Genomic DNA, 26,557 nt, shown 5'->3' with positions numbered 1-26,557 from the left:
CAAAGCTGCTCCTACAGGCGAGCCGGGTCAACGCAGCATGCTGCGCGCGTCCAGCAACTCTTCCATATCCAGCTCGGTACCGAACGGCAGCCCCAGGTGCCGGTAGGCGGGCAGGGCCGCCAGCGGTCGGATACGCCCACGCTGGCTGATGCAGCGAGCGATCTGCACCACATCGATGTAGTCCAGGGTGTCGGTGCGCCGGTCCAGGTCCTGGATCTCGCTGGGCAGCTTGACCAGTTGTTCGGGAAACTCCCAGGCACTGAGGATCTTGTCGCCCAGCGCCGGCTGGATCTGTTCGATCACGTAATGCAGGCACACCGGGTCGGAAATCAGTTCGTTATGCTCTTCGGCATAGATCAGCACGGGCAGCGCGCCGATCTGGTGCACCAGGCCGCCGAGGGTGGCCTGGTCGGGCTTCAGTTGCGTGTATCGCCGGCACAGTTCATAGCTGATGCCTGCCACTTCCAGGCTGTTGGCCCAGATATCCCGCAGCTTCTGCTCGACCGCCGGCGAACGGGCATGGAAGATCTGCTCGATCACCAGGCCGATGGCCAGGTTGCAGCTGTAGTTGATACCCAAACGGGTGATCGCGGTGTGCAGGTCGGTGACTTCGACGGCGGCGCGCAGCAGCGGGCTGTTGACCACCTTGATCAGGCGCGCCGACAGCGCAGCGTCGCGGCCGATCACCTTGCTCAGGGCGGACACGCTGATCTCGCTGTCTTCGGCGGCTTCGCGGATGCTCAGGGCGACTTCCGGAAGCGTCGGCAGGACCAGGTCGTCGTTGTCGATGGCTGCGAGCAATTGCGCTTGGACCATCTCGGCCAGCTTGTTCATGGACTTCTCTACTGCAAAGGTGGTGCGGCCCCGCCCGGTCGGCGGGGCGGGCTGGTCAGCGCTGGATTTCCCGGTCGCGGTCCAGTTCGTAAGGCAGGTCGAGCAACGTCAGGCGCGGGCCTTCCAGGCTGCCCAGGTGCAGGTTGTCATCGGCCACCGCGTCGGCGCTGAGCACAGCCAGCAGTTCGACGGCGTTGCCGGTGCTGGCACCGAACACCACCTCGCCGACCGACGAGCCGTGGGTGGGCGAGAAGATCTCGGCGCCCGGCGCGGGTACCGCTGTCTCGTCGAGCGCAAGGCGGTACTGGCGACGCTTGAGCTTGCCCAGGTATTGCATGCGCGCGACGATTTCCTGGCCGGTGTAGCAGCCTTTCTTGAAGCTCACGCCATCGACCGCCTGCAGGTTGATCATCTGTGGGATGAACAGTTCGCGGGTGGGGCCCATGACCTGGCCGATACCGGCGCGGACCTGGCCCAGCAGCCAGTCGTTGAGATTGCCCTCGGGCAGCAGCGCCGCGAGTTTCTCGCGAACGTTGGCGGCCTGGTCGGCGGGCACCCACAGCTCCACACGATCGTTGGAGGCGGTCACGGCGATCAGGCCTTCATGGCGAACGGTCGCGCCGGCTTCACCTGAAACCGCCAGCCCCAGCGCCTGAAGTGCGCTGCTACCCTGCTGCAGGCCAAAGCGCACCCAGGCCGCGCTTTCGTCGGTCAGGGTGGCCTTGGAGAATACCGCGTACTTCTTCAGGTCGGCCAATTGCATGTCGAGCAGTTCGCTGGCCATGGCCAGCAGGTAGCCATTGCCTTCGGGAAGAATGCGGAAGCTCGACTGCATGCGACCCTTGACCATGCACCGCGCGCCGAGGCCCGCGTGGTCATCGCTGAGGTAGTTGAGGTTGCAGGTCAGTTGGCCTTGCAGGAACTTGCCGGCGTCGGAGCCGCGGACTGCGAGGATGCCTTCGTGAGTGAGCGTACAGAAGAAAACGGAATCGGCCATGGTCATCGCGGTAGCTAAAGACTGGCGGCCATCATAGAACGCCAGTAACAAAATAGGTAGGTGACTAGACCAACGCCCTGTGTCGCTTCGTCCGCTGCGCGGTATACTGCGCGACCATTCGAGGAGGGCCCCATGGTCGAACAAACTGAACTCAACCGGCTTTTCTGGCACAGCCGCCGCGGCATGCTGGAACTGGACGTGCTGCTGGTCCCCTTCACCCAGGAAGTCTATTCAAGCCTGAGCGAAGATGACCGCGCACTGTACCGTCGGCTGCTGACCTGCGAAGACCAGGACATGTTCGGCTGGTTCATGGAGCGCAGCGAGTCGGAAGACCCGGAGCTGCAGCGCATGGTCCGCATCATCCTGGACCGTGTCCAGCCCAAGTGACAGCTTCGAGTGCCGTTGGCAGGGCTCTGGTCGCCTGCTGACGGCCTACCTCGCCAGCCTGGCGCTGGCGATCATCACGCTTGCCGTTGTTGCGATACCCGCCTGGCTTTGCGGCCTTTTGCTGATTGCCTTGCTGGCCCACGCATTCTGGGTCATTCCCCGCCGGATCCTGCTTACTCATCCTGAAGCCATCACCGGCCTGCGCCGCGACGCACAAGGCTGGCGGCTGTATTGCCGGGCCCGAGGCTGGCAGCCGGTGCGGCTATGTCGCGATAGCGTGGCGTTACCGGGATTGGTGGTGTTGCGTTTTGTGCGCCAGGGGCGATGGTTGGGGCAAGGCCAGTGTGTTGCCAAGGACGCGCTTGCCCCTGACGAGCATCGCCGCCTGAGAGTGCGCCTGAAGTTCAGCCGGCGCAGGTGGTCTCACCGGCAACGCCTCAGCCCGCGGCCGGGCTGAGGATCGTGTCCCTGGCCTCAGGCAGCATTCCCGGATAATCCAGCGTGTAATGCAGCCCACGGCTCTCCTTGCGCTGCATCGCCGAACGAATCATCAGCTCGGCCACCTGTGCCAGGTTGCGCAGCTCGATCAGGTCGCGGCTGACCTTGTAGTTGCTGTAGAACTCGTCGATCTCGTCCAGCAGCATGCGTACCCGGTGCTCGGCGCGCTGCAGGCGCTTGCTGGTGCGCACGATCCCCACGTAGTCCCACATGAAGCGCCGCAGCTCGTCCCAGTTGTGCGCGATGATCACGTCTTCATCCGAGTCAGTGACCTGGCTGGCATCCCAGCAGGGCAGGGCGCGGGGCATGGCGACCTGTTCCAGGTGGGCCACGATGTCGGTGGCGGCGGCGCGACCGTAGACGAAACACTCGAGCAGCGAGTTGCTGGCCATGCGGTTGGCGCCGTGCAGGCCGGTGAAACTGGTCTCGCCGATGGCGTACAGGCCAGGTACATCAGTGTGGCCACGGTCATCGACCATGACTCCGCCGCAGGTGTAGTGCGCCGCAGGCACCACCGGGATTGGTTGGCGGGTGATGTCGATACCGAAGGTGAGGCAGCGCTCGTAGACGGTGGGGAAGTGGCTCTTGATGAAGTCGGCAGGCTTGTGGCTGATGTCCAGGTACACGCAGTCCACACCCAGGCGTTTCATTTCATGGTCGATGGCGCGGGCGACGATATCCCGGGGCGCCAGTTCTTCACGGGGGTCGAAGCGCGGCATGAACCGCTCGCCGTTGGGCAGGCGCAGCAGGGCGCCTTCGCCGCGCAGGGCTTCGGTGATCAGGAAGCTCTTGGCCTGCGGGTGGTACAGGCAGGTCGGGTGGAACTGGTTGAACTCCAGGTTCGCCACCCGGCAGCCAGCGCGCCAGGCCATGGCGATGCCATCGCCGCAAGCGCCGTCGGGGTTGCTGGTATAGAGGTAGACCTTGGCCGCGCCGCCTGTGGCCAGCACGGTGAAGCGCGCACCGAAGGTGTCGACTTCGCCAGTGTTGCGGTCCAGTACATAAGCGCCCAGGCAACGTTCGCCTTCCAGGCCCAGGCGACGCTCGGTGATCAAGTCGACGGCCACGCGTTGTTCGAGCAGGTCGATGTTCGAGCGCTGGCGCGCCTGTTCCAGCAGGGTGGTGAAAATGGCCGCGCCGGTGGCGTCGGCGGCATGGATGATGCGCCGGTGACTGTGGCCGCCCTCGCGGGTCAGGTGGAACTCGAATCCACCGTCGTCGACGCTGTAGTGTTCGTCGCGGGTGAACGGCACGCCTTGCTCGATCAACCATTGAATGGCTTCGCGGCTGTGCTCGACGGTGAAGCGCACCGCGTCCTCGTGGCACAGGCCGCCCCCGGCGTTGAGGGTGTCTTCGACATGGGATTGCACGGTGTCGGTGTCGTCGAGCACTGCGGCGACACCGCCCTGAGCCCAGAAGGTCGAACCGTTGGCCAGGTCGCCCTTGCTCAGCACGGCGATGCGCAGGTGGCCAGGGAGGTTCAGTGCCAGGCTGAGACCGGCGGCACCACTACCGATCACCAGGACATCATGTTGGAATTGTTTGCTCATGTCGGGACACTAGTAATCTTTGGAGGGGGCACGGCACAATAGTCGAGCGCAGATGGCATTGTGAAACTATCGTGAAACCTGGCCGGGGATGCCTTTATAGCAGCCCCGGGTGCCTGATTTCCAATGGCGCTTGCGGAGCAATGGCGACGTTCTGGGGAACTTTCCGGCGGTGCCGCAAATCCTATGAAGGCTGCCCGCACGCCACATTTTGTCGCGGCGACGCACGGCGGCAGCTCTATCCCGGGCTGACACCTGCGTGTATGAAACCAGATTATCGACGCAGCCGGCCGTGACCGCGCCGCGTCTTTCGTGCGAGCCGACCGAGGGCCGCAGGAAACTTGCTTGGAGGGGAGAACTTTTGCGCAAAGCCCGAGTCTATGTATGCAAGCCTGAACGATGGCTGTTGCAACGCTCCTTCGAGTTCATTGAGGAGTGTTCATGCTAACCCAGGAAGAGGATCAGCAGCTTGTCGAGCGCGTGCAGCGCGGCGACAGGCGAGCGTTCGATCTGTTGGTGTTGAAGTACCAGCACAAGATTCTCGGGTTGATCGTGCGTTTCGTCCACGACACCCATGAAGCGCAAGACGTGGCGCAGGAAGCCTTCATCAAGGCATACCGGGCGCTCGGTAATTTTCGCGGTGACAGTGCGTTCTATACCTGGCTGTACCGCATCGCCATCAACACGGCGAAGAACTATCTGGTGTCCCGTGGAAGACGGCCACCTGACAGCGATGTGAGCTCCGAGGATGCGGAGTTTTACGACGGCGATCATGGTCTCAAGGATCTCGAGTCCCCAGAGCGCTCGTTGTTGCGGGATGAAATCGAAGGCACTGTCCATCGCACCATCCAGCAACTGCCGGAAGATTTGCGCACGGCACTGACACTGCGCGAGTTCGATGGTCTGAGTTACGAAGACATTGCCAGTGTCATGCAATGTCCGGTGGGTACCGTGCGCTCTCGAATTTTTCGCGCTCGGGAGGCCATAGATAAAGCCCTGCAACCGTTGTTGCAGGAATCCTGAGACAGCGGCGACAGCCAAGAGAGGAACCGCCATGAGTCGTGAAGCTTTGCAGGAATCGCTGTCCGCGGTGATGGATAACGAAGCGGACGAGCTTGAACTGCGTCGCGTGCTGAACGCCGCGGACGATGCCGAAACCCGCGCCACCTGGTCGCGTTATCAAGTCGCTCGCGCGGCGATGCACAAGGAACTGCTGCTGCCCAAGCTGGATATCGCCTCGGCAGTGTCCGCGGCGCTGGCCGACGAGGCCGTGCCAGTGAAGGTCAAGCAAGGCCCGTGGCGCAGCATCGGCCGCCTGGCCGTGGCCGCTTCGGTAACCGTCGCGGTGCTGGCAGGCGTACGCTTCTACAACCAGGACGAGATCACCGGTGCCGAACTGGCTGCACAGCAGCCTGTACAGCAAGGCCTGAGCATGCCTCAGACGCAAGGCCCGGCTGTTCTGGCAGGCTATAGTGAAAGCAGCGAACAACCGACCGGCCCGATGGCCAACGGTGTCCTGCAGAACCAGGCCGGCTGGGATCAGCGCCTGCCAGGCTATCTGCGCCAGCATGCCCAGGAATCGGCACTCAAGGGTAATGAAACCGCACTCCCTTACGCCCGCGCCGCCAGCCTGGAAAACCGTTAAGTAAGGAGGATCATGCGCGCGCTACCTCTCCTGTCGCTGCTGCTCGGCAGCAGTCTCACGGTACAGGCCCTGGCGGCCAACTCTTCGCCTGAGGCGAGCGAGTGGTTGAACAGGCTGGCACGAGCTGAACAAGAGCAGAGTTACCAGGGCGCCTTCGTCTACGAACGCAATGGCAGCTTCTCCACCCACGATATCTGGCATCGCGTCCGCGACGGCAAGGTCAGTGAGCGGTTGTTGCAGCTCGATGGCGCTGCCCAGGAAATCGTTCGGGTCGATGGCAAGGTGCAATGTGTCAGCGGCGCTTTGGCCAGCGGAGTGGGTTCACCGCCCGACTCCGCGCCGCGTGTACTCGATCCTTTGAAACTGATGGGCTGGTATGACCTGAGCGTGGCCGGCAAGTCCCGCGTCGCCGGCCGCGACGCGGTGATCGTGACGCTCACTCCGCGCGACCAGCACCGATACGCCTTCGAGCTGCACCTGGACCGACGCACCGGCCTGCCCCTGCGTTCGTTGATGCTCAGCGACAAGGGCCAGTTGCTCGAGCGCTTCCAGATGACCCGCCTGGATACCGACGATCAACCAACCGATGCCGACCTCAGCGCCAGCGCGGCGTGCAAGCCTGTGGAGCGTGTTGCGACCACTGCATCAGAGGCGGTTGCCGGCTGGCGTTCCGACTGGCTGCCACCAGGTTTTGAACTGATCAGCAGTGCCGTGCGTCGCGATCCGCAAAACAAGAGTACGGTCAGCAGCTTGATGTATGACGATGGGCTGGCACGCTTCTCGGTGTTCCTCGAACCGATCAGCGAAAGTGGCGGTAACGATATCCGTACGCAGCTCGGGCCGACCGTGGCGGTATCACGTCGGCTGACCACGCCCAAGGGCAAGGTGATGGTCACCGTGGTCGGCGAGATCCCTCTGGGCACCGCCGAGCGTGTCGCCTTGTCGATGCGGGCCCAGGATGCCCAGGCGCGTCAATGACGGCGCGCCTTCTGACAGCTCTTGTTACACAGAGCTGACATGAAATTAAAGCATTGTCATTTGCAATCCAGGCGCAAATTTTCTATAGGTCAGGCTTCTCGGAGTCTGGCCTTTCCTGCTTCTGCAGGGACCTTACTGCTAACTACGCTCGTTGTGACGGGAGCCGTATGTCAATACCACGCTTGAAAACCTATCTCTCGATGTTCGCCGCCGTGCTCATGCTCGGCCAGGTGCTCTGCGCCCAGGCCGAGGAGTCCCTGCCGGACTTCACCACCCTGGTCGAGCAGGCCTCACCGGCGGTGGTCAACATCAGTACCAAGCAGAAGCTGCCGGACCGCCGCGTCGCCGCCGGGCAGATGCCCGACCTCGAAGGGCTGCCGCCGATGTTCCGCGAGTTCTTCGAGCGCAACATGCCGCAGCAACCGCGCTCGCCCCGTGGCGACCGCCAGCGCGAGGCGCAGTCGCTGGGCTCGGGCTTCATCATCTCCGACGACGGCTACGTGCTGACCAACAACCACGTGGTCGCCGACGCCGACGAAATCATTGTCCGCCTGTCCGACCGCAGTGAGTTGCAAGCCAAACTGGTCGGCACCGACCCGCGCACCGACGTGGCCTTGCTCAAGGTCGAGGGCAAGAACCTGCCGACCGTCAAGCTGGGTGACTCCGAGAAGCTGAAAGTGGGTGAGTGGGTGCTGGCCATCGGTTCGCCGTTCGGCTTCGACCACTCGGTGACCAAGGGTATCGTCAGCGCCAAGGGCCGTACCCTGCCCAACGACACCTACGTACCGTTCATCCAGACCGACGTGGCCATCAACCCGGGCAACTCCGGTGGCCCGCTGTTCAACATGAAGGGCGAGGTGGTGGGTATCAACTCGCAGATCTTCACCCGTTCCGGTGGCTTCATGGGCCTGTCGTTCGCCATCCCGATCGATGTGGCGATCGACGTGTCGAACCAGCTGAAGAAAGACGGCAAGGTCAGCCGCGGCTGGCTGGGCGTGGTGATCCAGGAGGTCAACAAGGATCTCGCCGAATCGTTCGGCCTGGACAAGCCGGCCGGCGCCCTGGTGGCCCAGGTCCTGGAAAACGGCCCGGCAGCCAAGGGCGGCCTGCAGGTGGGTGATGTGATCCTGAGCATGAACGGCCAGCCGATCGTCATGTCCGCCGACCTGCCGCACCTGGTCGGCAGCCTCAAGGATGGCGAGAAGGCCAAGCTTGAGATCATCCGCAACGGCAAGCGCCAGAACCTCGACATCACCATCGGCGCGTTGCCGGAAGATGACGCCGACATCGGTGCGGGCCTGGGTGCCGACGGCAGCGCCGAGCGCAGCAGCAACCGTCTGGGGGTGTCCGTGGCCGACCTGAGCGCCGAGCAGAAGAAGGCGCTGGAGCTCAAGGGCGGCGTGGTCATCAAGGAAGTCCAGGATGGCCCGGCGGCACTGATCGGCCTGCGTCCGGGCGATGTCATCAGCCACCTGAACAACCAGGCCATCGCCTCGGCCAAGCAGTTCACCGAGATCGCCAAGGAACTGCCGAAGAACCGTTCGGTGTCCATGCGCGTGCTGCGCCAGGGGCGTGCGAGCTTCATTACCTTCAAACTGGCTGAATAAGCGGGTTCTGAAGTAGGAAAAGGGCAGCTTCGGCTGCCCTTTTTCATAATATTTCACAATTCCCTGTCGGAGCGGGCTTGCCCGCGAAGGCGTTCTACCGGCAGGTCGCGTCGCGCCTGCTGGCGCTTTAGCGGGCAAGCCCGCTCCCACAGTGGATTGCACGACAGGGATGGCAGCCGATCAGGAATCTCCCATATCCCCGCAGCTTGAGGTACAATTCCCGGCTATTTTTCGGCGGGCGTCCGGCTCGCAGCCTTTTCGAGTGTTGACCCGTGAGTGATTTGAGTCATATCCGCAATTTCTCCATCATCGCCCACATCGACCATGGCAAGTCGACGCTGGCCGACCGTTTCATCCAGATGTGCGGTGGCCTGACGGCGCGCGAAATGGAAGCCCAGGTCCTCGATTCCATGGACCTGGAGCGCGAACGCGGGATCACCATCAAGGCCCACAGTGTCACGCTGCACTACAAGGCGCAGGATGGTAAGACTTACCAGCTGAACTTCATCGACACCCCCGGCCACGTCGACTTCACCTACGAAGTCTCGCGTTCGCTGGCCGCCTGCGAGGGCGCGCTGCTGGTGGTGGACGCCGGTCAAGGCGTCGAGGCCCAGTCGGTCGCCAACTGCTACACCGCCATCGAGCAGGGCCTGGAAGTCATGCCCGTGCTGAACAAGATGGACCTGCCCCAGGCCGACCCGGACCGCGTCAAGGACGAGATCGAGAAAATCATCGGCATCGACGCCACCGACGCCGTGGCCTGCAGCGCCAAGAGCGGCATGGGCGTCGACGAGGTGCTCGAGCGCCTGGTACAGACCATTCCCGCGCCAGAAGGTGAGATCGACGCGCCGTTGCAGGCGCTGATCATCGACTCCTGGTTCGACAACTACCTGGGCGTGGTCTCGCTGGTGCGCGTGCGCCAGGGCCGCGTCAAGAAGGGTGACAAGATCCTGGTCAAGTCCACCGGCAAGGTGCACCTGGTCGACAGCGTCGGTGTGTTCACCCCGAAACACACGCAAACCGCTGATCTGAAAGCCGGCGAAGTAGGCTTCATCATCGCCAGCATCAAGGATATTCACGGCGCGCCAGTGGGTGACACCCTGACCCTGTCGAGCACGCCCGAAGTCGAAGTGCTGCCAGGCTTCAAGAAGATCCAGCCGCAGGTCTATGCCGGCCTGTTCCCGGTCAGCTCCGACGACTTCGAAGATTTCCGCGACGCCCTGCAGAAACTCACGCTGAACGACTCGTCGCTGCAATACATGCCGGAGAGCTCCGACGCCCTGGGCTTCGGCTTCCGCTGCGGCTTCCTCGGCATGCTGCACATGGAGATCATCCAGGAGCGCCTGGAGCGCGAATACGACCTGGACCTGATCACCACCGCCCCGAGCGTGATCTACGAGCTCGAGCTCAAGACCGGCGAGACCATCACCGTCGACAACCCGTCGAAGCTGCCGGACGTCTCGGCGGTCAACGATTTCCGCGAGCCGATCGTCACTGCGACCATCCTGGTGCCGCAGGAGCACCTGGGCAACGTCATCACCCTGTGCATCGAGAAGCGTGGCGTGCAGCGCGACATGCAGTTCCTCGGCAGCCAGGTGCAGGTGCGCTACGACCTACCCATGAACGAAGTGGTCCTGGACTTCTTCGACCGCCTGAAATCGACCAGCCGCGGCTACGCTTCGCTGGACTATCATTTCGATCGCTACCAGTCGGCCAACCTGGTCAAGCTGGACGTGCTGATCAACGGTGACAAGGTCGATGCCCTGGCCCTGATCGTGCACCGCGACAACGCCGCCTACAAAGGCCGTGCGTTGACCGAAAAGATGAAGGAACTGATCCCTCGGCAGATGTTCGATGTGGCGATCCAGGCAGCCATTGGCGGCCAGATCATCGCGCGGACAACCGTCAAGGCGCTCAGAAAGAACGTACTGGCCAAGTGCTACGGTGGCGACGTCAGCCGTAAGAAGAAGCTGCTGGAGAAGCAGAAGGCCGGTAAGAAACGCATGAAACAGGTGGGTAACGTGGAGATTCCACAGGAAGCCTTCCTCGCCGTGCTCAGGTTGGATAGCTAGGTCCTATGTCGCTAAATTTCCCGCTGTTGCTTGTCATCGCCGTCGCCGTCTGTGGCCTGTTGGGTCTGATCGACCTGCTGTTCCTGGCCCCGCGCCGGCGGGCGGCGATCACCAACTACCAGGGCAGCGTCAGCCAGCCCGAGCTGGCCGTGGTCGAACGCCTGAACAAGGAGCCCTTGCTGGTTGAATACGGCAAGTCGTTCTTCCCGGTGCTGTTCATCGTGCTGGTGTTGCGCTCGTTCCTGGTCGAGCCGTTCCAGATCCCGTCGGGTTCGATGAAACCGACGCTGGAAGTGGGCGACTTCATCCTGGTGAACAAGTTCTCCTACGGCATTCGCCTGCCGGTGATCGACAAGAAGGTCATCGAAGTGGGGGATCCGCAGCGCGGGGATGTGATGGTGTTCCGCTACCCGACCGACCCGAACGTCAACTACATCAAGCGTGTGGTCGGCTTGCCGGGCGATCAGATTCGCTACACCAGCGACAAGCGCCTGTTCGTCAACGGCCAGCCGATCGCCGAACAGCTGGTCGGCAGCGAGCCGGGCACCCTGGGCAGCGCCGAGCTGTACAAGGAGAAACTCGGTGAAGCCGAGCACCTGATCCGCAAGGAAATGACCCGTTACCGCATGCCTGCGGACCAGCAATGGACCGTGCCGGCCGGTCACTACTTCATGATGGGTGACAACCGCGACAACTCCAACGACAGCCGTTACTGGGATGACCCGAACATTCCAAAGGAACTGCTTGGCATGGTTCCGGATCGGAACATCGTCGGCAAGGCGTTCGCGGTCTGGATGAGCTGGCCGGAACCGAAACTGAGCCATCTCCCGAACCTGTCGCGGGCCGGCCTGATCCATTGAGCATCGACGGCGCTGTCCATGGACGGCGCCGATTGCATTTCTGACATAGGCTGTGTTCTCAGGGAGCGAGAGATTTCGCCGTTTCCGGCGTCAGATCACAGCCACACCGTCTTTCAGGATGTTGATTTGAACAACGCGTTGAACATTGCAGGGGTGGCCCCATGAGCGCTTCCCTTGACCGCCTGGAGCGCAAGCTCGGCTATACCTTCAAGAACCAGGACCAGATGCTGCTGGCCCTGACCCATCGCAGCTATGCCGGGCGCAACAACGAGCGCCTGGAATTCCTCGGCGATGCCATCCTCAACTTCGTGGTCGGCGAGGCGCTGTTCGAGCGCTTCCCCCAAGCCCGTGAGGGCCAGCTGTCGCGCCTGCGCGCACGCCTGGTCAAAGGCGAGACGCTGGCGCGCCTGGCTCGCGGCTTCGACCTGGGCGACTACCTGCGCCTGGGCTCGGGTGAGCTCAAGAGTGGCGGTTTCCGCCGCGAGTCGATCCTGGCCGACGCCCTGGAAGCCCTGATCGGTGCGATCTACCAGGATGCCGACATGCAGACTGCGCGCGAGCGCATCCTGGCCTGGCTGACCGACGAGTTCGACGGCCTCACCCTGGTCGACACCAACAAAGACCCCAAGACCCGCCTGCAGGAGTTCCTGCAGTCGCGTGCCTGCGAGCTGCCGCGTTACGAAGTGGTGGACATCCAGGGCGAACCGCACTGCCGGACCTTCTTCGTCGAATGCGAAGTGGTTCTGCTGAACAAGAAAAGCCGTGGGCAGGGCGTGAGCCGGCGTATCGCCGAGCAAGTCGCCGCCGCCGCCGCACTGATCGCCCTGGGCGTGGAGAATGGCAATGACTGAGAACACTTCGACCCGTTGCGGCTACGTCGCCATTGTCGGCCGCCCCAACGTCGGCAAGTCGACGCTGCTCAACCACATCCTCGGACAGAAGCTGGCGATCACCTCGCGCAAGCCGCAGACCACCCGTCACAACATGCTCGGTATCAAGACCGAGGGTGACGTGCAGGCGATCTACGTCGACACCCCCGGCATGCACAAAGCGAATGACAAGGCGCTCAACCGCTACATGAACCGCAACGCCTCGGCGGCGCTGAAAGACGTCGACGTGGTGATCTTCGTGGTCGACCGCACCCGCTGGACCGATGAGGACCAGCTTGTGCTGGAGAGGGTGCAGTACGTGACCGGCCCGCTGATCATCGCGGTCAACAAGACCGACCGCATGGAAGAGAAAGCCGAGCTGATCCCGCACCTTCAGTGGCTGCAGGAACAACTGCCGAATGCTGAAGTGATGCCGATTTCCGCGCAGCAGGGGCACAACCTCGATGCGCTGGAAGCGCAGATCGCCAAGCACCTGCCGGAAAACGATCACTTCTTCCCTGAAGACCAGATCACCGACCGCAGCAGCCGCTTCCTCGCGGCGGAGCTGGTACGCGAAAAGATCATGCGCCAGCTGGGGGCGGAGCTGCCGTACCAGATCACCGTGGAAATCGAAGAGTTCAAGCAGCAGGGCCATGTGCTGCACATCCATGCGCTGATCCTCGTCGAACGCGACGGCCAGAAGAAGATCATCATTGGCGACAAGGGCGAGCGCATCAAGCGCATCGGTTCCGAGGCGCGCAAGGACATGGAAGTGCTGTTCGACTCCAAGGTGATGCTCAACCTCTGGGTCAAGGTCAAAGGCGGCTGGTCCGACGACGAACGTGCCCTGCGTTCGCTGGGTTACGGCGACCTGTAAGCCCACGCACTTTCTCTGTAGGAGCGGCCTTCAGCCGCGATAGGGGCGCGAAGCGGCCCCAGGATCCACGTAGCAGTCGAGATCCTGGGGCTGCCGGGCAGCCCTTTCGCGGCTGAAGGCCGCTCCTACAGTGGCTGCGTCAATCCTGGGTTCAGAGATCGTCATGGAACAACCAGCCCCGCAACCCGCCTTCGTACTGCACAGCCGCGCCTACAAGGAAACCAGCGCGCTGGTGGACTTCATCACTCCGCAAGGCCGGGTGCGGGCGGTGCTGCGTCGGGCGCGGGGCAAGGGCGGCAGCCTGGTCAGGCCATTCGTGCCGCTTGAAGTCGAACTGCGCGGGCGTGGCGAGCTGAAAAACGTCGGGCGCCTCGACAGCACCGGTATCGCCGCCTGGCTGCATGGCGACGCGCTGTTCAGCGGGCTGTACCTCAACGAGCTGCTGATGCGTCTGCTGCCGGCGGAAGCGCCGTATCCCGCGCTGTTCGAACACTACACCCTGACCTTGCAGGCCCTGGCGGCCGGGCGGCCGCTGGAGCCGTTGCTGCGCTCGTTCGAATGGCGCCTGCTGGATGAGCTGGGGTACGCCTTCTCCCTGAGCCGGGACGTCAACGACGCGGCGGTGGTTGCCGACGGCCTCTACCGCCTGCGGGTGGACGCCGGCCTGGAGCGGGTCGAGCTGTTCCAGCCCGGATTGTTCAAGGGTAGCGAGCTGCTGGCGCTGGCCGAGGCCGACTGGGACGCGCCGGGCGCCTTGCTGGCGGCCAAGCGCCTGATGCGCCAGGCGTTGGCGGTGCACCTGGGCACAAAGCCGTTGGTCAGCCGGGAGCTGTTTCGCAAGCGCTGAGCACGACGTATGCTGTGGGCCTCAATCTTCAGGAGAGCCCTTTCGTGACTCACAGCAACCGCATGCTTCTCGGTGTCAACATCGACCACGTGGCGACCCTGCGCCAGGCCCGGGGCACCCGCTATCCGGACCCGGTCAAAGCCGCGCTGGACGCCGAGGAAGCGGGTGCCGACGGCATCACCGTGCACCTGCGCGAGGACCGTCGACACATCCAGGAGCGTGATGTGCTGCTGCTCAAGGACGTGCTGCAGACCCGCATGAACTTCGAGATGGGCGTCACCGAAGAGATGATGCTCTTCGCCGAGAAGATTCGCCCGGCGCATATCTGCCTGGTGCCGGAAACCCGCCAGGAGCTGACCACCGAGGGTGGCCTGGACGTGGCTGGCCAGGAGGCGCGGATCAAGGCGGCGGTCGAGCGCCTGTCGCGCACCGGCGCTGAAGTGTCGCTGTTCATCGATGCCGACGAACGGCAGATCGAGGCTTCGCATCGTGTCGGTGCCCCGGCCGTCGAGTTGCACACCGGGCGTTATGCCGATGCCGAGGCCCCGACCGAGGTGGCCGAAGAACTTCAGCGTATTGTCGATGGCGTTGCGTTTGGCGTGGGGCAGGGCTTGATCGTCAATGCCGGGCATGGCCTGCATTATCACAACGTCGAGGCGGTAGCTGCGATCAAGGGTATCAACGAGCTGAACATCGGCCATGCGCTGGTGGCTCACGCGCTGTTCGTCGGTTTCAAGGCGGCGGTGGCGGAGATGAAGGCGCTGATCGTCGCGGCTTCGCGTTAATAATTGCTTGCCCAGGCCAGCCTCTTCGCGGGTAAACCCGCTCCCACAGGGATCTTGCCGCCCTTAGGGCATGTGCAATACCCGCGAAGAGGCCAGCACTGCCTGTGCATCACTCTGCCTGGAATACCAAGGTGAAGCGGGTCGGCCCTTCGGCCTGGCTGCACACTTCAACTCGCCCCCCATGCAACTGCATGATCGATTTGACGATAGCCAGCCCCAGCCCGGTCCCGCCTTCCAGCCGCGAACGACCGGCCCCCACCCTGTAGAAGCGCTCGAACAGATGCGGCTGATGCGCCTCGGCGATCCCCAGCCCCTGGTTCTCCACCCAGACCGCCACTTCATTCCCCCGCCGCTCGATGCCCACGACCACCGGCTGACCGTCCGGGCTGTGGCGCAGGGCATTGCTCAGCAGGTTTGACAGTGCCCGCTGGAACATCAGGCGGTCGACCAGGGCCGTGCCCCAACCCTGGCGTTCCAGGGTGATGCCCTTGAGCTCGGCACTGAATGCAAACAACTCGCTCACCCGCAACACTTCGTCGGCCAGCGCCACGGGCAGCAGCGCTACCTGCGTCTGCGGCTGGCTGACCTGGGCGAGGAACAGCATGTCGTTGATGATGCGGTTGAGCCGGGTGAGCTCCTCGACGCTGTCTTCCAGCGCCTCGCGGTAGCGCTCGCCATCGCGCTCGCGGGCCAGTGTCACCTGGGCCTTGCCCATCAGGTTGCCGATCGGGGTGCGCAGTTCATGGGCCAGGTCGTCGGAAAACTGTGATAACTGGCGCACCCCCTGGTCGAGGCGGTCGAGCATGACATTGATCGCCCGGGCCAGGTCGGCCAGTTCCACGGGCAGGTCACTATCGGGCAGGCGATGACCCAAGTCCTGGGCCGAGACCTGGCCGGCGATGCGACGGAAGTGCCGCAGGGGGCGCAAGCCTCGTTGCACCAGCTTCCAGGCGGCGATGCCGATCAACAGCAGCAGCAAGGGCAGGGCCAGCAGGGTGGAATTGAGGTAGGCCTGCAGTAGCGCATTGTCGTCGTCGCGGTTGAGCGACATCAGCACCTTGACCGGGGTGTCATCGCGCAGTCGCATCAAGCTGCTGGCGGTGAGCATCTGGTTGCCGTCGTCATTTCGCCATTCATGGAAGGTCAGCCGGGCGTCGGCGTCCAGCGCCAGCAGATGCTGTGACTGCAAAGCCGGGCCGAGGCTGATCAGGGCCGGGTGGCGCGCATCGACGGCCATCACGCTGAGGCTGAGGTTGTCATGCCCCATGACCAGGTCGAGCAGCGGGTGGGCGCGGCTGCCCAGGTCGTCGCTGCGCAGGTCGACCCGCAGGTTGTGCTCGACCTGCAGCATCTTGCGCGCCAGGTCCTTGCGCGCGCGGCTGTCCAGTTCGTGGTCGAGGGCGAACACCGCCAGGCAGGCCAGCAGCAGGACCAGCGCCGCGCCCAGCAGAGTGACGGTCAGGCCCAGGCGCAGGGACAGGCTGGCGCGTTTCAAGGCCGGGCCTCGAGCACATAGCCGACACCGCGCAGGGTGTGGATCAGCTTGTCCTCGAAGGGGTCATCGATCTTCGCCCGCAGACGACGGATCGACACCTCGACCACGTTGGTGTCGCAATCGAAGTTCATGTCCCACACCAGCGAGATGATCTGGGTGCGCGACAGCACCTCGCCGCTCTGGCGCATCAGCAGGTGCAGCAGGGCGAACTCCTTGGCGGTCAGGTCGATGCGCTGGCCACCGCGCCAGGCGCGATGGCGGCCGGGGTCGAGTTCCAGGTCGGCGACTTTCAGGGTGCTGGGTTGCAGGTGCTGGTCGTTGCGTCGCAGCAGGCTGCGGATGCGTGCCAGCAGTTCGGGGAATTCGAAAGGCTTGAGCAGGTAGTCGTCGGCGCCCAGGTCCAGGCCCTTGACCCGGTCGGCCAGGCGGCCGTGGGCGGTGAGCATCATGATCCGTGTGGACGATTCGGCGCGCAGGCGCTGCAGCACGCCCCAGCCGTCGAGTTCGGGCAGGTTGACGTCGAGGATCACCAGGTCGTAGGGCTGCTGGCGGGCCAGGTGCAGGCCGTCGGTGCCGGTGTGGGCGCAGTCGACCACGTAGCCGTTTTCGCGCAGCCCTTGCTGCAGGTAGTCGGCGGTACGGGGTTCGTCCTCGATGATCAGTAGGCGCATGGTCGGGCTCGGTCGGAAGAAAGGCGGCGATTCTCAACCCTGTAGCTGCATCAGGGTCAAGGGCTGCGATGTTACGACATGTGGCGAGCGAATCCGCGCAGATAACCGATCTGTAATGGGCGGGTCATGTGGCTGAAAGGGGCGCGGGGCGCCCCTCGATCAACGTGGTCAGGCGGTGCCGATCTCGCCGCCGTCGTTGCGCTGGATCACCACGGTCGCGGCCCGAGGGCGCACCGTGCTGCCGGCTGGGGTGGTGTCGGTGGCCTTGTCGGTGTAGGGCCAGTTGTCCGGGTGCTGGATGTTGATGAACAACGTCTTGTTGTCCGGGGTGAAGGTGATACCGGTCACTTCGCAGCCGTTGGGGCCGACGAAGAAGCGCCGCAGGTCGGCCTGGTTGGTGGCGTTGATCGGGACCTGCTTGCCCGTGGCGTCGAGCAGGTCGGTGGGGATCACCGCCAGCAGCTGGTCGTTGGTGTAGTTGGTCAGGGTGGTTTCGCCGTTGTCGGTCTCGAACCACAGTACGCCACGGCTATCGAAGCTCATGCCGTCGGGGCTGGCGAACTGGTTCAGTTCGGTCAGGCCGGAGCGGTTGATGTCCGGAGCGCCGGCGGCGTTGGCGCCGAACACGAAGATGTCCCAGGTGAAGCTCTTGTGATCGTCGCTGTCGTGCCAGCGGATGATATGGCCGTGGCGGTTCGGGCCGCGCGGGTTGGCGGCATCGACCTTGGCGGCGGTGCGCGCGCTGTTGTTGGTGAGGGTGAGGTAGACATCGCCGTTGAGCGGGTTGACGGCGGTCCACTCGGGGCGGTCCATGGGCGTCGCGCCCACGGCGTCGGCGGCGCCACGGGTGTTGAGGATGATCCCCGGCAGGTCGCCGAACAGGGCGCCCAGGGTGCTGCCGTTGGTGGTCGCGGTGGCGACGTCTAGCAGCAGCCAAACGCCCTTGCCGTCGGCGTTGAAACGCGCCACGTAGAGCTTGCCCTTGTCCATGTACTTGGCGCCGGTGGCCAGGCGGTCGGCGGGGCTGGCGTCGGCCGGGTCCCAGACCGCGTCGGAGACGAACTTGTAGAGGTATTCGTTGTTGGAGTCGTCGCCGGTGTACCAGACCAGCGGCTTGCCCGCCACCGGCAGGCCGGGGCAGCAGCCTTCGTGGCGGAAGCGGCCGAGGGCGGTGCGCTTCACTGCCAGTGTGGCACTGTTGTAGGGGTCGATCTCGACGATGTAGCCGTAGGTGCTGGCTTCGTTGCGGTAGTCGCTGGTGGCGCCGGCGCCGGTCGGGGTGATGTTGAAGCGGGCGAACTCGTCGGCCACTTCACTGGCGTCGCCCGCCGCGCTCTCCCACTTGTACTGGCCGCTGGAGCTGCCCACGCCGATGCGGGTCTGATTGGCCGGGCGGGTGCCCTTGTTGACGAAGATACCGGGCCAGTTCTCCTCGCAGGTCAGGTAGGTGCCCCATGGGGTGTAGCCGTTGCCGCAGTTGTTGTTGGTGCCGCGGCACTGGGTGCCGGTGGGCGAGAACTTGGTCTTGACGTGGTCGGTGCCACGCAGGGGGCCGGCGATGTTCATCAGCGAGGCGGTGGTGAAGCGGCGGTTGAGCGGGTCGTTCTGGATCACCTGCCAGCGGCCGTTGACCTTGGTCAGGCGCACCACGCCGGCACCGTGGGCATTGATCTCCTTGCGCACTTCCTCGGCCGGGCGCTTGCCGCTGGCGTCGGTGGTCGGGCCGGCCGGGTGCAGCGCCGCGGTGTCGATGTATTCGAAGTTGATCGCCAGCAAGCCGTCGTCGGAGCTGCCGTTGATGGGGAAGAAGTGCATGCCGTCATGGTGCATGCCCATGGCGTTGGCCTGGTCGGTGGAGGTGTTGCTGCCGTCGGACTTCCACGGGTTGCCGTTGCTGTTGATCGGCGTGCCCCAGGGCGCCAGCACATAGGCGCTGTAGCCAGCGGCGACCACGCAGGCGTCGGTGCGCGAACCTGCGATGGAATTGAAGCCGAGCTTGAGCTTGGGTTTTTCCGGCTTCGGATCCGGGGTGGTCACCGGTGGTTCGCTGACCGGGTCGTCATGGCTGGAGCCGCCGCCGCTGTCGAAGCAGCCGCCGAGGCCTGCGCCGGCGATCATCGCAATGGCCGCACCGAGGCTGCCGCGCACCACGCTCCGACGGCTCAGGTAGGCGTCCATGACGCTGGCCATCGGCAGGTTGTCGCTCGGGTTACGGTCCAGGTTGTCGCCGGATTCTCGACTCATCAGGGTGTCCTTATGTTGGCTGAGTGGGAGGAAACAGCGACTTTAGGGCGTAAGTATGATGATTGATTTGCAGAAATGTTACGTGCCGTTAAAACGGACGGTTCTTAAATAGCGTTGAATAAATAATGCTTTGGAATTAACAGCGCTTTTCTGCCATTAAACTGTCACGAGAACGCCGCACTATCCGGGACCCAACGTGTACTCGGATAAGGATGGCGGGGTCGATGGCAAGCAACATGGGCAGGCGTGAGGTGATCGGCTGGATGGGCATCGGTGCGCTGGCACCGCTGCTCGGCGCCTGTTCCGCGCTGCCGCTGCCCGGTGCTGGCGGTGAGCGGTCAGTGGACCTGCTGTACGTAGCCGACACGCTGGATGCCCGCCTGCCGGGCCAGGCTGTGGTCCCGGCGACCCGCCTGGGCCCGGTGAGCCATTTGGGGCGCGCGCCGTGGATGAGCGGCCCGAATGCCCGTGCCGCACAGCCGGAGCTGGCGCCGTTGCTCGATGCCAGCCAGGCCGCGCAAGCTCGTTTGGGGGGCTATGCAGTGCTGGCGGCGCTGCTTGAACAGTTGCGTGGCGAAGCCGGTGCCGAACACTGCCTGACCCTGGAGAACGGTCAGTGTTGGAATGGTAGTGGCCTGGCCTACCTCACCCAGGGCGAGAGTGGCGTGCAGGGCAGCCAGCTGCTGGGTAGCGAGGCGCGTGTCAGCAGTGACGAGCGGGTGCTCTGGCCCCAGCGCAGTGCGGCGCTGTATCGGCAGTCTTCCGCTATTACCCTGGGCGCGGGCCTGGCCAGCGAGCAGGCCAAGGCGCTGGGTGTCTCAGGTGTGCACGTGTTCCCGCGCGGCGGCGTGCGCGTGGCGGTGGTCGGCGTCACCGACCCCTACGCCCAGGACCAGAAGGCCTCCCTCAAACAGTGGTACCAGTCGTTGTTGCCCAGCTTCCAGCAGGCCCGTCGCGAAGGCGACCTGGTGGTGGCCCTGGCCGATGTCGGCAGTGGGCCGGGCCTGTGGCTGGCTGAGCGAATCCCGGAAATCGACGTGCTGCTGTGCGCCCGGGGTCAGGATCTGTGGCCTGCGCCGGTGCAGGCCACCCAGGCCAGTGGGCGGCGGGTGCCGGTGCTGTTCGCCGGGTGCCGGGCCAGTGGCGCGTTTCGCCTGCGTTGCCGGCAGGCGGGTGGGCAATGGCAGTTCGACGCCCGGTTCTTCCCTGCGTTCGAGCAAAGCCTCCCGTCTGGCACCCTGGCCCGGGCGGCTCAGTTGCGGGGCGTGTTGCAGCAACAGCGCAGCGGCCATGCTGCCTGGCTCGACCAACCACTGGCCCGGGCGCCGCAAGCGCTGTGGCGTCGCGATACCCGTGGCGGTAGCTGGGACAACCTGTTGCACCAGGCCCTGGCCGACGGTTCGAGCATGCCGGTGCTGCTGCCCGGCCTGCGCTACGACTTTCCTGTGCAGGCCGGTGAGTCCATCACCCGCGAACACCTGATCAGCCTGACCGGCGGTTACCCCGCGCCGGTGCTCGAGGTGCCGGCGCAACCTGTCGAGCAGGTCCTGGAAAACGCCGCCGAGCAGCTGTTCGGCGACCCGCTGCTGCTGGACAACAGCCAGGACCTGCCCCGCTGGCAGAACCACGCCTGGCAAGTGAACTACAGCCCGACCGGCAAGCGAGTCGCCGGGTTCGAACCCGTGCAGGGGCTGTGCCGGACCTTCGGTCTGCACGTCGATGCCCAGGCGGGCGTGCCGTTGTGGCAAACCGTCGAGGCTTGGTTGGCGCGGCGGGCGCCGGGCTGGCAACTGGCACCGTTGCAACTGCCTGACGTGCGCTACGTGCAGGGCCACCCCGGCTGGCACCCGCGTCAGGAGGCGGTGTGATCGGTACGCAGCGCATCGTCACCGGCCTGTTGCTGACCCTCGCCGGCTGGTTGGCGGCGCAATGCGTGCTGCTGCTCAGCCAGCAACCGCAACCGGTCCAGGCCGTGCAGCAGATCGAGATGCCGCTGCCAGGCTTGCTGGTGGGACATTGGCAGGCACCGGTCGATGATGGCGTGATTCCGCTGACTCGCTTGCCCCTGTATTACCTGGGGGGGCTCAAGGCCCAGCCTCTGTCGGCCAGCGTGGTGGTGCTGCGCCACGGTGAGCAGGTGCGCACCCTGGGCCGCGGCCAGCGCCTGGCGCCGGGCATCGTGCTGCAGGATATCGACGCGCAAGGCCTGATTTTCGACAACCACGGGCGGCGCGAGCGCCTGCCCTGGCCGCCACGCCCCGCCGTGACCGGCTTCAAGCGCCAAGGATGAATGATGATCGTACGGTACTGCCTGGCCGGGTTGCTGACCCTGTCCCTGTCCCTGTCCTGGGCCGAAGAGCCGGAAGTGTTCGCCGACGACGGCACGCCGCTGTATGAGGTGAACTTCGTCGACACCGAGCTGGGCGAGTTCATCGACAGTGTGTCGCGTATCACCGGCACCACCTTCATCGTCGACCCGCGGGTGCAGGGCAAGGTCACCGTGCGCACGGTCGATCGCCATGATGCCGATGCCATCTACGACATCTTCCTGGCACAGCTGCGCGCCCAGGGTTTCGCCACGGTGGACCTGCCCAACGGCAGCGTGAAGATCGTCCCCGACCAGGCCGCGCGCCTGGAACCGGTGCCGGTGGAGCGGCCCGGCAAGAAGTCCGAAGGCAGCGATGGCGTGGCCACTCGGGTGTTCAACGTGCGCAATGCCGCCAGCGAGCAGATGCTCAACATCCTCAAGCCGCTGATCGACCCGCGGGTTGGGGTGATCACGCCATACCCAGCCGCCAACCTGCTGGTAGTCACCGACTGGCGTAGCAACCTCGAGCGCATCGACAGCCTGCTGCGCCAGCTCGACCAGGTCAGTGACGAGCCGTTGCAGGTGATGCCGCTCAAACATGCCAGCGCCGCCGACACGGCGGGGCTGGTGACCCGCTTGCTGGCCCGCGAGCAGGGCGCCGACAGCGCCCAGGTGGTCGCCGACCCGCGCAGCAACGCCTTGCTGGTGAGGGGCAGTGCCGACAGCCGCGAGCGTGTGCGCGCCTTGCTCGCCCAGTTGGACCGGCCCAGTGACAACCTGCGCAGCAGCAATACCCAGGTGATGTACCTGCGCCACGCCAATGCCGCCGAGGTGGTCAAGGTGCTGCGTGGGCTGGGCCAGTCGGGCGCGGTGCCGGCCGAGGGCGGCGAGGGCGAGGGCAAGGACAAGCCGTTGCAGGCGGCCAGCGATTCCGGCATCCGCCTCGAATATGAAGAAGGCACCAACGCCGTGGTCATGGTCGGCCCCGACAGCGAGCTGGCCGCCTACCGCAGCATCGTCGAGCAGTTGGATATCCGTCGGGCGCAGGTGGTGGTCGAGGCGATCATCGCCGAAGTGTCCGACAGCAGCGCCCAGGAGCTGGGCGTGCAATGGCTGTTCGCCGACGAAAAGTTCGGCGCGGGCATCGTCAACTTCGGCAGCAACGGGGTGAACATCGCCAATATCGCCGGCGCGGCCAGCAGCGGCGACAACGAGAAGCTCGGCAAGCTGCTGTCGGCGACCACCGGCGCCACGGCCGGTTTTGGGCACTTCGGCGGCGGCTTCAACTTCGCCATGCTGGTCAACGCGCTCAAGGGCAAGAGCGGCTTCAACCTGCTGTCCACCCCGACCCTGCTGACCCTCGACAACGCCGAGGCGTCGATCCTGGTGGGGCAGGAAGTACCCTTCGTCACCGGTTCCGTCACCCAGAACAACGCCAACCCCTACCAGACCATCGAGCGCAAGGAAGTGGGGGTGAAGCTGCGCATCAAGCCGCAGGTCAATGTCGACAACAGCGTGCGCCTGGACATCGTCCAGGAGGTGTCGTCGATTGCCGAGTCCCGCGCCGCCAGCGATGTGATCACCAACAAGCGCGAGATCAAGACCAAGGTCATGGTCGAGGATAACGGCCTGGTAATCCTCGGTGGGCTGATCAGCGACGAGCGGAGCACCAGCAACCAGCGTGTGCCGTTACTCGGCGATATTCCCGGCCTGGGCCGGCTGTTCCGTTCCGACGCCAGCAAGGGCACCAAGCAGAACCTGATGGTGTTCATCCGCCCGCGCATCCTGCGCGACGGCGAGAGCCTCGCCGGGCTCAGCCAGCAGAAATACCAGAGCTTGCAACAGGGCACATCGCTCAAGCTGCCGGCCCTGGCCGAAGGCATGCCATTGTTGCAGGCGTTCCCGGCCAGCCGCGCGCGGCTCGAAGGGGGAGACTGGTGATGCTGCCCTATCGCCTGGCGCGCCAGACAGGCCTGGCCATGGCTCCTTGCGAAGGCGGTTGGCAGTTGTGGCTGCGCAGCGACGCCGACAGCGACCAGCTCCAGGAGCTGTTGCGGGCCCATGGCCAGCCAAGTGCTCTGGAACACCTCGACGACGCCCAGTTCGACGAGTGCCTCGGTCAGCTCTACCAGGCCGGCGAGGCGACGACCGAAGCGTTGATCGAGGGCATCGGCGAACAGGTCGACCTCGACAGCCTGATGAGCGAGATGCCGCGCATCGAGGACCTGCTGGAAAGCGACGACGAAGCCCCGGTGATCCGCCTGATCAACGGCCTGTTCGGCCAGGCCTTGCGCTTGCGCGCTTCGGATATCCATATCGAAACCTTCGAACAGAGCCTGGTGGTGCGCCTGCGGGTCGACGGTCATCTGCGCGAAGTGCTGCGCCCGCCACGGGCGCTGTCGGCGATGCTGGTGTCGCGGATCAAGGTGATGGCCCGCCTGGACATCGCTGAAAAGCGCCAGCCCCAGGACGGCCGCATCACCCTGCGCGCAGCCGGGCGCGAGGTGGACGTGCGCGTCTCGACCCTGCCCGGCATCCACGGCGAACGGGTGGTTATGCGCGTGCTCGACAAGCAGGCCAGCCTGCTGGCGCTGGACAACCTGGGCATGCCCGCCGCGGTGTTGCGCGGCCTGCGCGGCTGCCTGGCGCGGCCCAACGGCATCGTGCTGTCCACCGGCCCCACCGGCTCGGGCAAGACCACCACCCTGTACGCCAGCCTCAACAGCCTCAACGACGGCAGCCGCAACATCCTCACCGTCGAGGACCCGGTCGAATACGCCATCGCCGGCATCGGCCAGACCGCCATCAACCCGCGGGCCGGCTTGACCTTCGCCAGTGGCCTGCGGGCCATCCTGCGCCAGGACCCGGACGTGATCATGCTGGGTGAGATCCGCGACCAGGAGACCGCGCAGATCGCCGTGCAGGCCAGCCTCACCGGGCACCTGGTGCTGTCGACGCTGCACACCAACAGCGCCGTGGGGGCGGTGACCCGCCTGCGCGACATGGGGGTCGAGCCGTTCCTGATCGCCTCGTGCCTGCGCGGGGTGCTGGCCCAGCGCCTGGTGCGGCGGCTGTGCGCCTGCGCGGTGGCGCGGCCGCTGCACAGCGCGGAGCGCGAGCTGTGGCCGGAACTGACCGAAACCTACCACCCGGTGGGCTGCGAACATTGCCAGGGCGGCGGCTATGTCGGGCGCCTGGGGTTGTACGAATTCATCGAGCTGGACGACGGGCTGGTGGCACTGCTCTACGACGGCCAGAGCGAACTGGCCATGCAGGCCTACCTGGTTGGCCGTCGGCAGAGCCTGGTGGCGATGGCCGCCGACTGCCTGGCGCAGGGGCAGACCAGTCTCGCTGAAGTGTTGCGCGTGGTGCAGGGCTGACCTATGCCGACTTATCGCTACCAAGCCGTGGACCTCGCCGGCAAGGCGCACAAGGCCAGCGTACAGGCCGACAGCGAGCGCCATGCGCGCCAGTTGCTGCGCGAGCGGGGGTTGTTCGCCCGGCACCTGCAGCGTCATGAAGCCGGCCAGGCCCAGCCACGGCGCCAGCGCCTGAACCGTGCCCAGTTGTGCGAGCTGACTCGCCAGCTGGCGACCCTGATCGGTGCCGGTATCCCCTTGGTCGATGCCTTGGCCACCCTGGAACGGCAACTGCGTCAACCGGCCTTGCATGCCGTGCTGGTGGCCCTGCGTGGGTCGCTTGCCGAAGGACTCGGCTTGGCCCGCAGCCTGGCGCGCCAGGGTGCGCCTTTTACCGGGCTTTACTGCGCGCTGGTCGAGGCCGGCGAGCGCTCGGGGCGACTGGGGCAGGTGCTGGCGCGCCTGGCCGATCACCTCGAGCAGGTGCAACGCCAGCGCCACAAGGCACGCACCGCGCTGATCTACCCGGCGGTGCTGATGGGCGTGTCGCTGGCGGTGGTGGTCGGCCTGATGACCTTCGTGGTGCCCAAGCTCACCGAACAATTCGCCCATTCCGGGCAGAGCCTGCCCTTCATCACTTCATTGCTGATCGGCCTCAGCCAGGGGCTGGTTCATGCCGGCCCATACCTGTTGGTGCTGGCGCTCACGCTGACGCTGTTCGCCGTCTGGCTGCTGCGCAAGCCCCACTGGTGCCTGCGCCGCGACGACCTGCTGCTGCGCCTGCCGCGCATCGGCCAGGTACTGCAGGTGCTGGAGAGCGCGCGGCTGGCGCGCAGCCTGGCGATCCTCTGCGGCAGCGGCGTGGCCCTGCTCGAAGCATTGCAGGTGGCCACCGAGACGGTCGGCAACCGGCGTATCCGCGTGGCGATGGCGCAGGCGCGCCTGCAGGTGCAGGGCGGCACCAGCCTGCACCGGGCGCTGGACGGTACCGGCCAGTTTCCGCCACTGCTGGTGAACATGGTCGGCAGCGGCGAAGCCAGCGGCACCCTGGCCGAGATGCTCGAACGGGTGGCCGATGACCAGGAGCGCGGCTTCGCCCGCCAGGTGGACACCGCGATGGCGTTGTTCGAGCCGCTGATGATCCTGGTGATGGGCGGCGTGGTGCTGTTCATCGTGCTGGCGGTACTGCTGCCGATCATGCAGCTCAACCAGGGATTGCAACTGTGACAAGGAGAACTTCGATGCAGCAACGACACAAGCGCCAGGGTGGCTTCACCTTGATGGAGATCATGGTGGTGATCTTCATCATCGGCCTGCTGATCGCCGTGGTCGCGCCCAGCGTGCTGGGCAACCAGGACAAGGCGATGAAGCAGAAGGTGATGGCCGACCTGGCCACCCTGGAGCAGGCGCTGGACATGTACCGCCTGGACAACCTGCGTTTCCCCAGCAACGAACAGGGCCTGGCCGCGCTGGCGAAGAAACCCACCCAGGAGCCGCTGCCGCGCAGCTGGCGCAGCGATGGCTATATCCGCCGCCTGCCGGAAGATCCGTGGGGCACGCCGTACCAGTACCGCATGCCCGGTGAACATGGCCGGGTCGATGTGTATTCGCTGGGCGCCGATGGCATGCCGGGCGGCGAAGGGCTGGATGCCGACCTGGGCAACTGGGCGCTGTGAC

General features: G+C 65.0%; 24 protein-coding genes. 18 read left to right on the top strand and 6 right to left on the bottom strand.

Features of this window, described 5'->3' with window-relative positions; translation table 11 throughout:
- Positions 1 to 27: 27 nt before the first annotated feature.
- The gene (locus tag JYG34_RS20445; RefSeq protein ID WP_213658070.1) at positions 28 to 834 is read right to left on the bottom strand and encodes an HDOD domain-containing protein; all 807 of its coding nucleotides are present in this window, start codon (positions 832 to 834) and stop codon (positions 28 to 30) included.
- A gap of 55 nt (positions 835 to 889) precedes the next feature.
- A complete protein-coding gene (locus JYG34_RS20440; RefSeq protein WP_213658069.1) occupies positions 890 to 1,831 on the bottom strand; it encodes a YgfZ/GcvT domain-containing protein in 942 nt (313 codons plus the stop codon).
- Between the two features lie 132 nt (positions 1,832 to 1,963).
- Here JYG34_RS20440 and JYG34_RS20435 point away from each other — a divergent pair, with 132 nt between their 5' ends.
- Both JYG34_RS20435 and JYG34_RS20430 read left to right on the top strand, forming a co-directional pair.
- Positions 1,964 to 2,218 carry a succinate dehydrogenase assembly factor 2 gene (locus JYG34_RS20435; RefSeq protein WP_213658068.1) on the top strand — a complete coding sequence of 85 codons (255 nt, stop codon included), beginning with the start codon at positions 1,964 to 1,966 and terminating at the stop codon, positions 2,216 to 2,218.
- Positions 2,202 to 2,675 carry a protein YgfX gene (locus JYG34_RS20430; RefSeq protein ID WP_213658067.1) on the top strand — a complete coding sequence of 158 codons (474 nt, stop codon included), beginning with the start codon at positions 2,202 to 2,204 and terminating at the stop codon, positions 2,673 to 2,675. The genes JYG34_RS20435 and JYG34_RS20430 overlap by 17 nt, the downstream gene beginning before the upstream one ends.
- Here the strand turns inward: JYG34_RS20430 and nadB are convergent.
- A complete protein-coding gene (gene nadB / locus JYG34_RS20425) occupies positions 2,656 to 4,266 on the bottom strand; it encodes an L-aspartate oxidase (RefSeq protein ID WP_213658066.1) in 1,611 nt (536 codons plus the stop codon). The genes JYG34_RS20430 and nadB overlap by 20 nt on opposite strands.
- 438 nt (positions 4,267 to 4,704) lie before the next feature.
- Here nadB and rpoE point away from each other — a divergent pair, with 438 nt between their 5' ends.
- The 10 genes from rpoE to pdxJ all read left to right on the top strand — a co-directional run bounded on the left by rpoE (position 4,705) and on the right by pdxJ (position 14,803).
- A complete protein-coding gene (gene rpoE, locus JYG34_RS20420) occupies positions 4,705 to 5,286 on the top strand; it encodes an RNA polymerase sigma factor RpoE (protein WP_011535354.1) in 582 nt (193 codons plus the stop codon).
- Positions 5,287 to 5,317: 31 nt separating this feature from the next.
- The gene (locus JYG34_RS20415; protein WP_011535353.1) at positions 5,318 to 5,908 is read left to right on the top strand and encodes a sigma-E factor negative regulatory protein; all 591 of its coding nucleotides are present in this window, start codon (positions 5,318 to 5,320) and stop codon (positions 5,906 to 5,908) included.
- A 12-nt stretch (positions 5,909 to 5,920) separates the two neighbouring features.
- Entirely contained in the window at positions 5,921 to 6,886 is a 966-nt protein-coding gene (locus JYG34_RS20410) for a MucB/RseB C-terminal domain-containing protein (RefSeq protein WP_213658065.1), read from the top strand.
- A gap of 200 nt (positions 6,887 to 7,086) precedes the next feature.
- On the top strand, positions 7,087 to 8,493 hold the full coding sequence (locus tag JYG34_RS20405) for a DegQ family serine endoprotease (RefSeq protein WP_434011768.1): 1,407 nt from the start codon (positions 7,087 to 7,089) through the stop codon (positions 8,491 to 8,493).
- 272 nt (positions 8,494 to 8,765) lie between these two features.
- A complete protein-coding gene (gene lepA / locus JYG34_RS20400) occupies positions 8,766 to 10,565 on the top strand; it encodes a translation elongation factor 4 (protein ID WP_050703987.1) in 1,800 nt (599 codons plus the stop codon).
- Between the two features lie 5 nt (positions 10,566 to 10,570).
- Positions 10,571 to 11,425: a signal peptidase I gene (gene lepB / locus JYG34_RS20395; protein ID WP_213658063.1), complete on the top strand. Its 855-nt coding sequence runs from the start codon at positions 10,571 to 10,573 to the stop codon at positions 11,423 to 11,425.
- A gap of 161 nt (positions 11,426 to 11,586) precedes the next feature.
- Positions 11,587 to 12,276 carry a ribonuclease III gene (rnc, locus tag JYG34_RS20390; RefSeq protein ID WP_011535348.1) on the top strand — a complete coding sequence of 230 codons (690 nt, stop codon included), beginning with the start codon at positions 11,587 to 11,589 and terminating at the stop codon, positions 12,274 to 12,276.
- Positions 12,269 to 13,171, top strand: coding sequence for a GTPase Era (gene era / locus JYG34_RS20385; protein WP_011535347.1), 903 nt, complete (start codon positions 12,269 to 12,271; stop codon positions 13,169 to 13,171). The genes rnc and era overlap by 8 nt, the downstream gene beginning before the upstream one ends.
- Positions 13,172 to 13,334: 163 nt before the next feature.
- The gene (gene recO / locus JYG34_RS20380) at positions 13,335 to 14,018 is read left to right on the top strand and encodes a DNA repair protein RecO (RefSeq protein ID WP_213658062.1); all 684 of its coding nucleotides are present in this window, start codon (positions 13,335 to 13,337) and stop codon (positions 14,016 to 14,018) included.
- A gap of 62 nt (positions 14,019 to 14,080) precedes the next feature.
- On the top strand, positions 14,081 to 14,803 hold the full coding sequence (gene pdxJ, locus JYG34_RS20375) for a pyridoxine 5'-phosphate synthase (protein WP_434011766.1): 723 nt from the start codon (positions 14,081 to 14,083) through the stop codon (positions 14,801 to 14,803).
- Positions 14,804 to 14,912: 109 nt separating this feature from the next.
- Here the strand turns inward: pdxJ and JYG34_RS20370 are convergent, their stop codons facing one another.
- From JYG34_RS20370 to JYG34_RS20360, 3 genes are all read right to left on the bottom strand, one after another.
- The gene (locus tag JYG34_RS20370) at positions 14,913 to 16,298 is read right to left on the bottom strand and encodes a heavy metal sensor histidine kinase (protein WP_213658060.1); all 1,386 of its coding nucleotides are present in this window, start codon (positions 16,296 to 16,298) and stop codon (positions 14,913 to 14,915) included.
- The gene (locus tag JYG34_RS20365) at positions 16,295 to 16,969 is read right to left on the bottom strand and encodes a heavy metal response regulator transcription factor (protein ID WP_011535343.1); all 675 of its coding nucleotides are present in this window, start codon (positions 16,967 to 16,969) and stop codon (positions 16,295 to 16,297) included. The genes JYG34_RS20370 and JYG34_RS20365 overlap by 4 nt, the downstream gene beginning before the upstream one ends.
- A 168-nt stretch (positions 16,970 to 17,137) precedes the next feature.
- Positions 17,138 to 19,213 carry a PhoX family protein gene (locus tag JYG34_RS20360; RefSeq protein WP_213658059.1) on the bottom strand — a complete coding sequence of 692 codons (2,076 nt, stop codon included), beginning with the start codon at positions 19,211 to 19,213 and terminating at the stop codon, positions 17,138 to 17,140.
- Positions 19,214 to 19,437: 224 nt separating this feature from the next.
- Between JYG34_RS20360 and JYG34_RS20355 the strand changes: the two genes are divergently transcribed.
- From JYG34_RS20355 to gspG, 6 genes are read left to right on the top strand one after another with little or no spacing between them, the layout of a single operon-like run.
- On the top strand, positions 19,438 to 21,081 hold the full coding sequence (locus JYG34_RS20355) for a lipoprotein UxpA (RefSeq protein ID WP_213658058.1): 1,644 nt from the start codon (positions 19,438 to 19,440) through the stop codon (positions 21,079 to 21,081).
- Positions 21,078 to 21,503 carry a pilus assembly protein PilZ gene (locus JYG34_RS20350; protein WP_213658057.1) on the top strand — a complete coding sequence of 142 codons (426 nt, stop codon included), beginning with the start codon at positions 21,078 to 21,080 and terminating at the stop codon, positions 21,501 to 21,503. Before JYG34_RS20355 ends, JYG34_RS20350 begins: the two co-directional genes overlap by 4 nt.
- A 21-nt stretch (positions 21,504 to 21,524) precedes the next feature.
- The gene (gspD, locus tag JYG34_RS20345) at positions 21,525 to 23,462 is read left to right on the top strand and encodes a type II secretion system secretin GspD (protein ID WP_434011764.1); all 1,938 of its coding nucleotides are present in this window, start codon (positions 21,525 to 21,527) and stop codon (positions 23,460 to 23,462) included.
- Positions 23,462 to 24,901, top strand: a complete 1,440-nt coding sequence (locus JYG34_RS20340) for a GspE/PulE family protein (protein WP_213658055.1) — start codon at positions 23,462 to 23,464, stop codon at positions 24,899 to 24,901. The genes gspD and JYG34_RS20340 overlap by 1 nt, the downstream gene beginning before the upstream one ends.
- Before the next feature lie 3 nt (positions 24,902 to 24,904).
- Complete coding sequence (gspF, locus tag JYG34_RS20335) at positions 24,905 to 26,107, top strand: type II secretion system inner membrane protein GspF (protein ID WP_213658054.1); 1,203 nt, start codon at positions 24,905 to 24,907, stop codon at positions 26,105 to 26,107.
- A 14-nt stretch (positions 26,108 to 26,121) separates the two neighbouring features.
- Complete coding sequence (gene gspG, locus JYG34_RS20330; RefSeq protein WP_213658053.1) at positions 26,122 to 26,556, top strand: type II secretion system major pseudopilin GspG; 435 nt, start codon at positions 26,122 to 26,124, stop codon at positions 26,554 to 26,556.
- Position 26,557 lies beyond the last annotated feature (1 nt).

The organism is Pseudomonas entomophila (assembly GCF_018417595.1).
GTDB classification, from domain to species: domain Bacteria; phylum Pseudomonadota; class Gammaproteobacteria; order Pseudomonadales; family Pseudomonadaceae; genus Aquipseudomonas; species Aquipseudomonas entomophila_C.
Note: the sequence above shows the minus strand (reverse complement) of the source record. Positions and strands in the feature narration are given on the sequence as shown.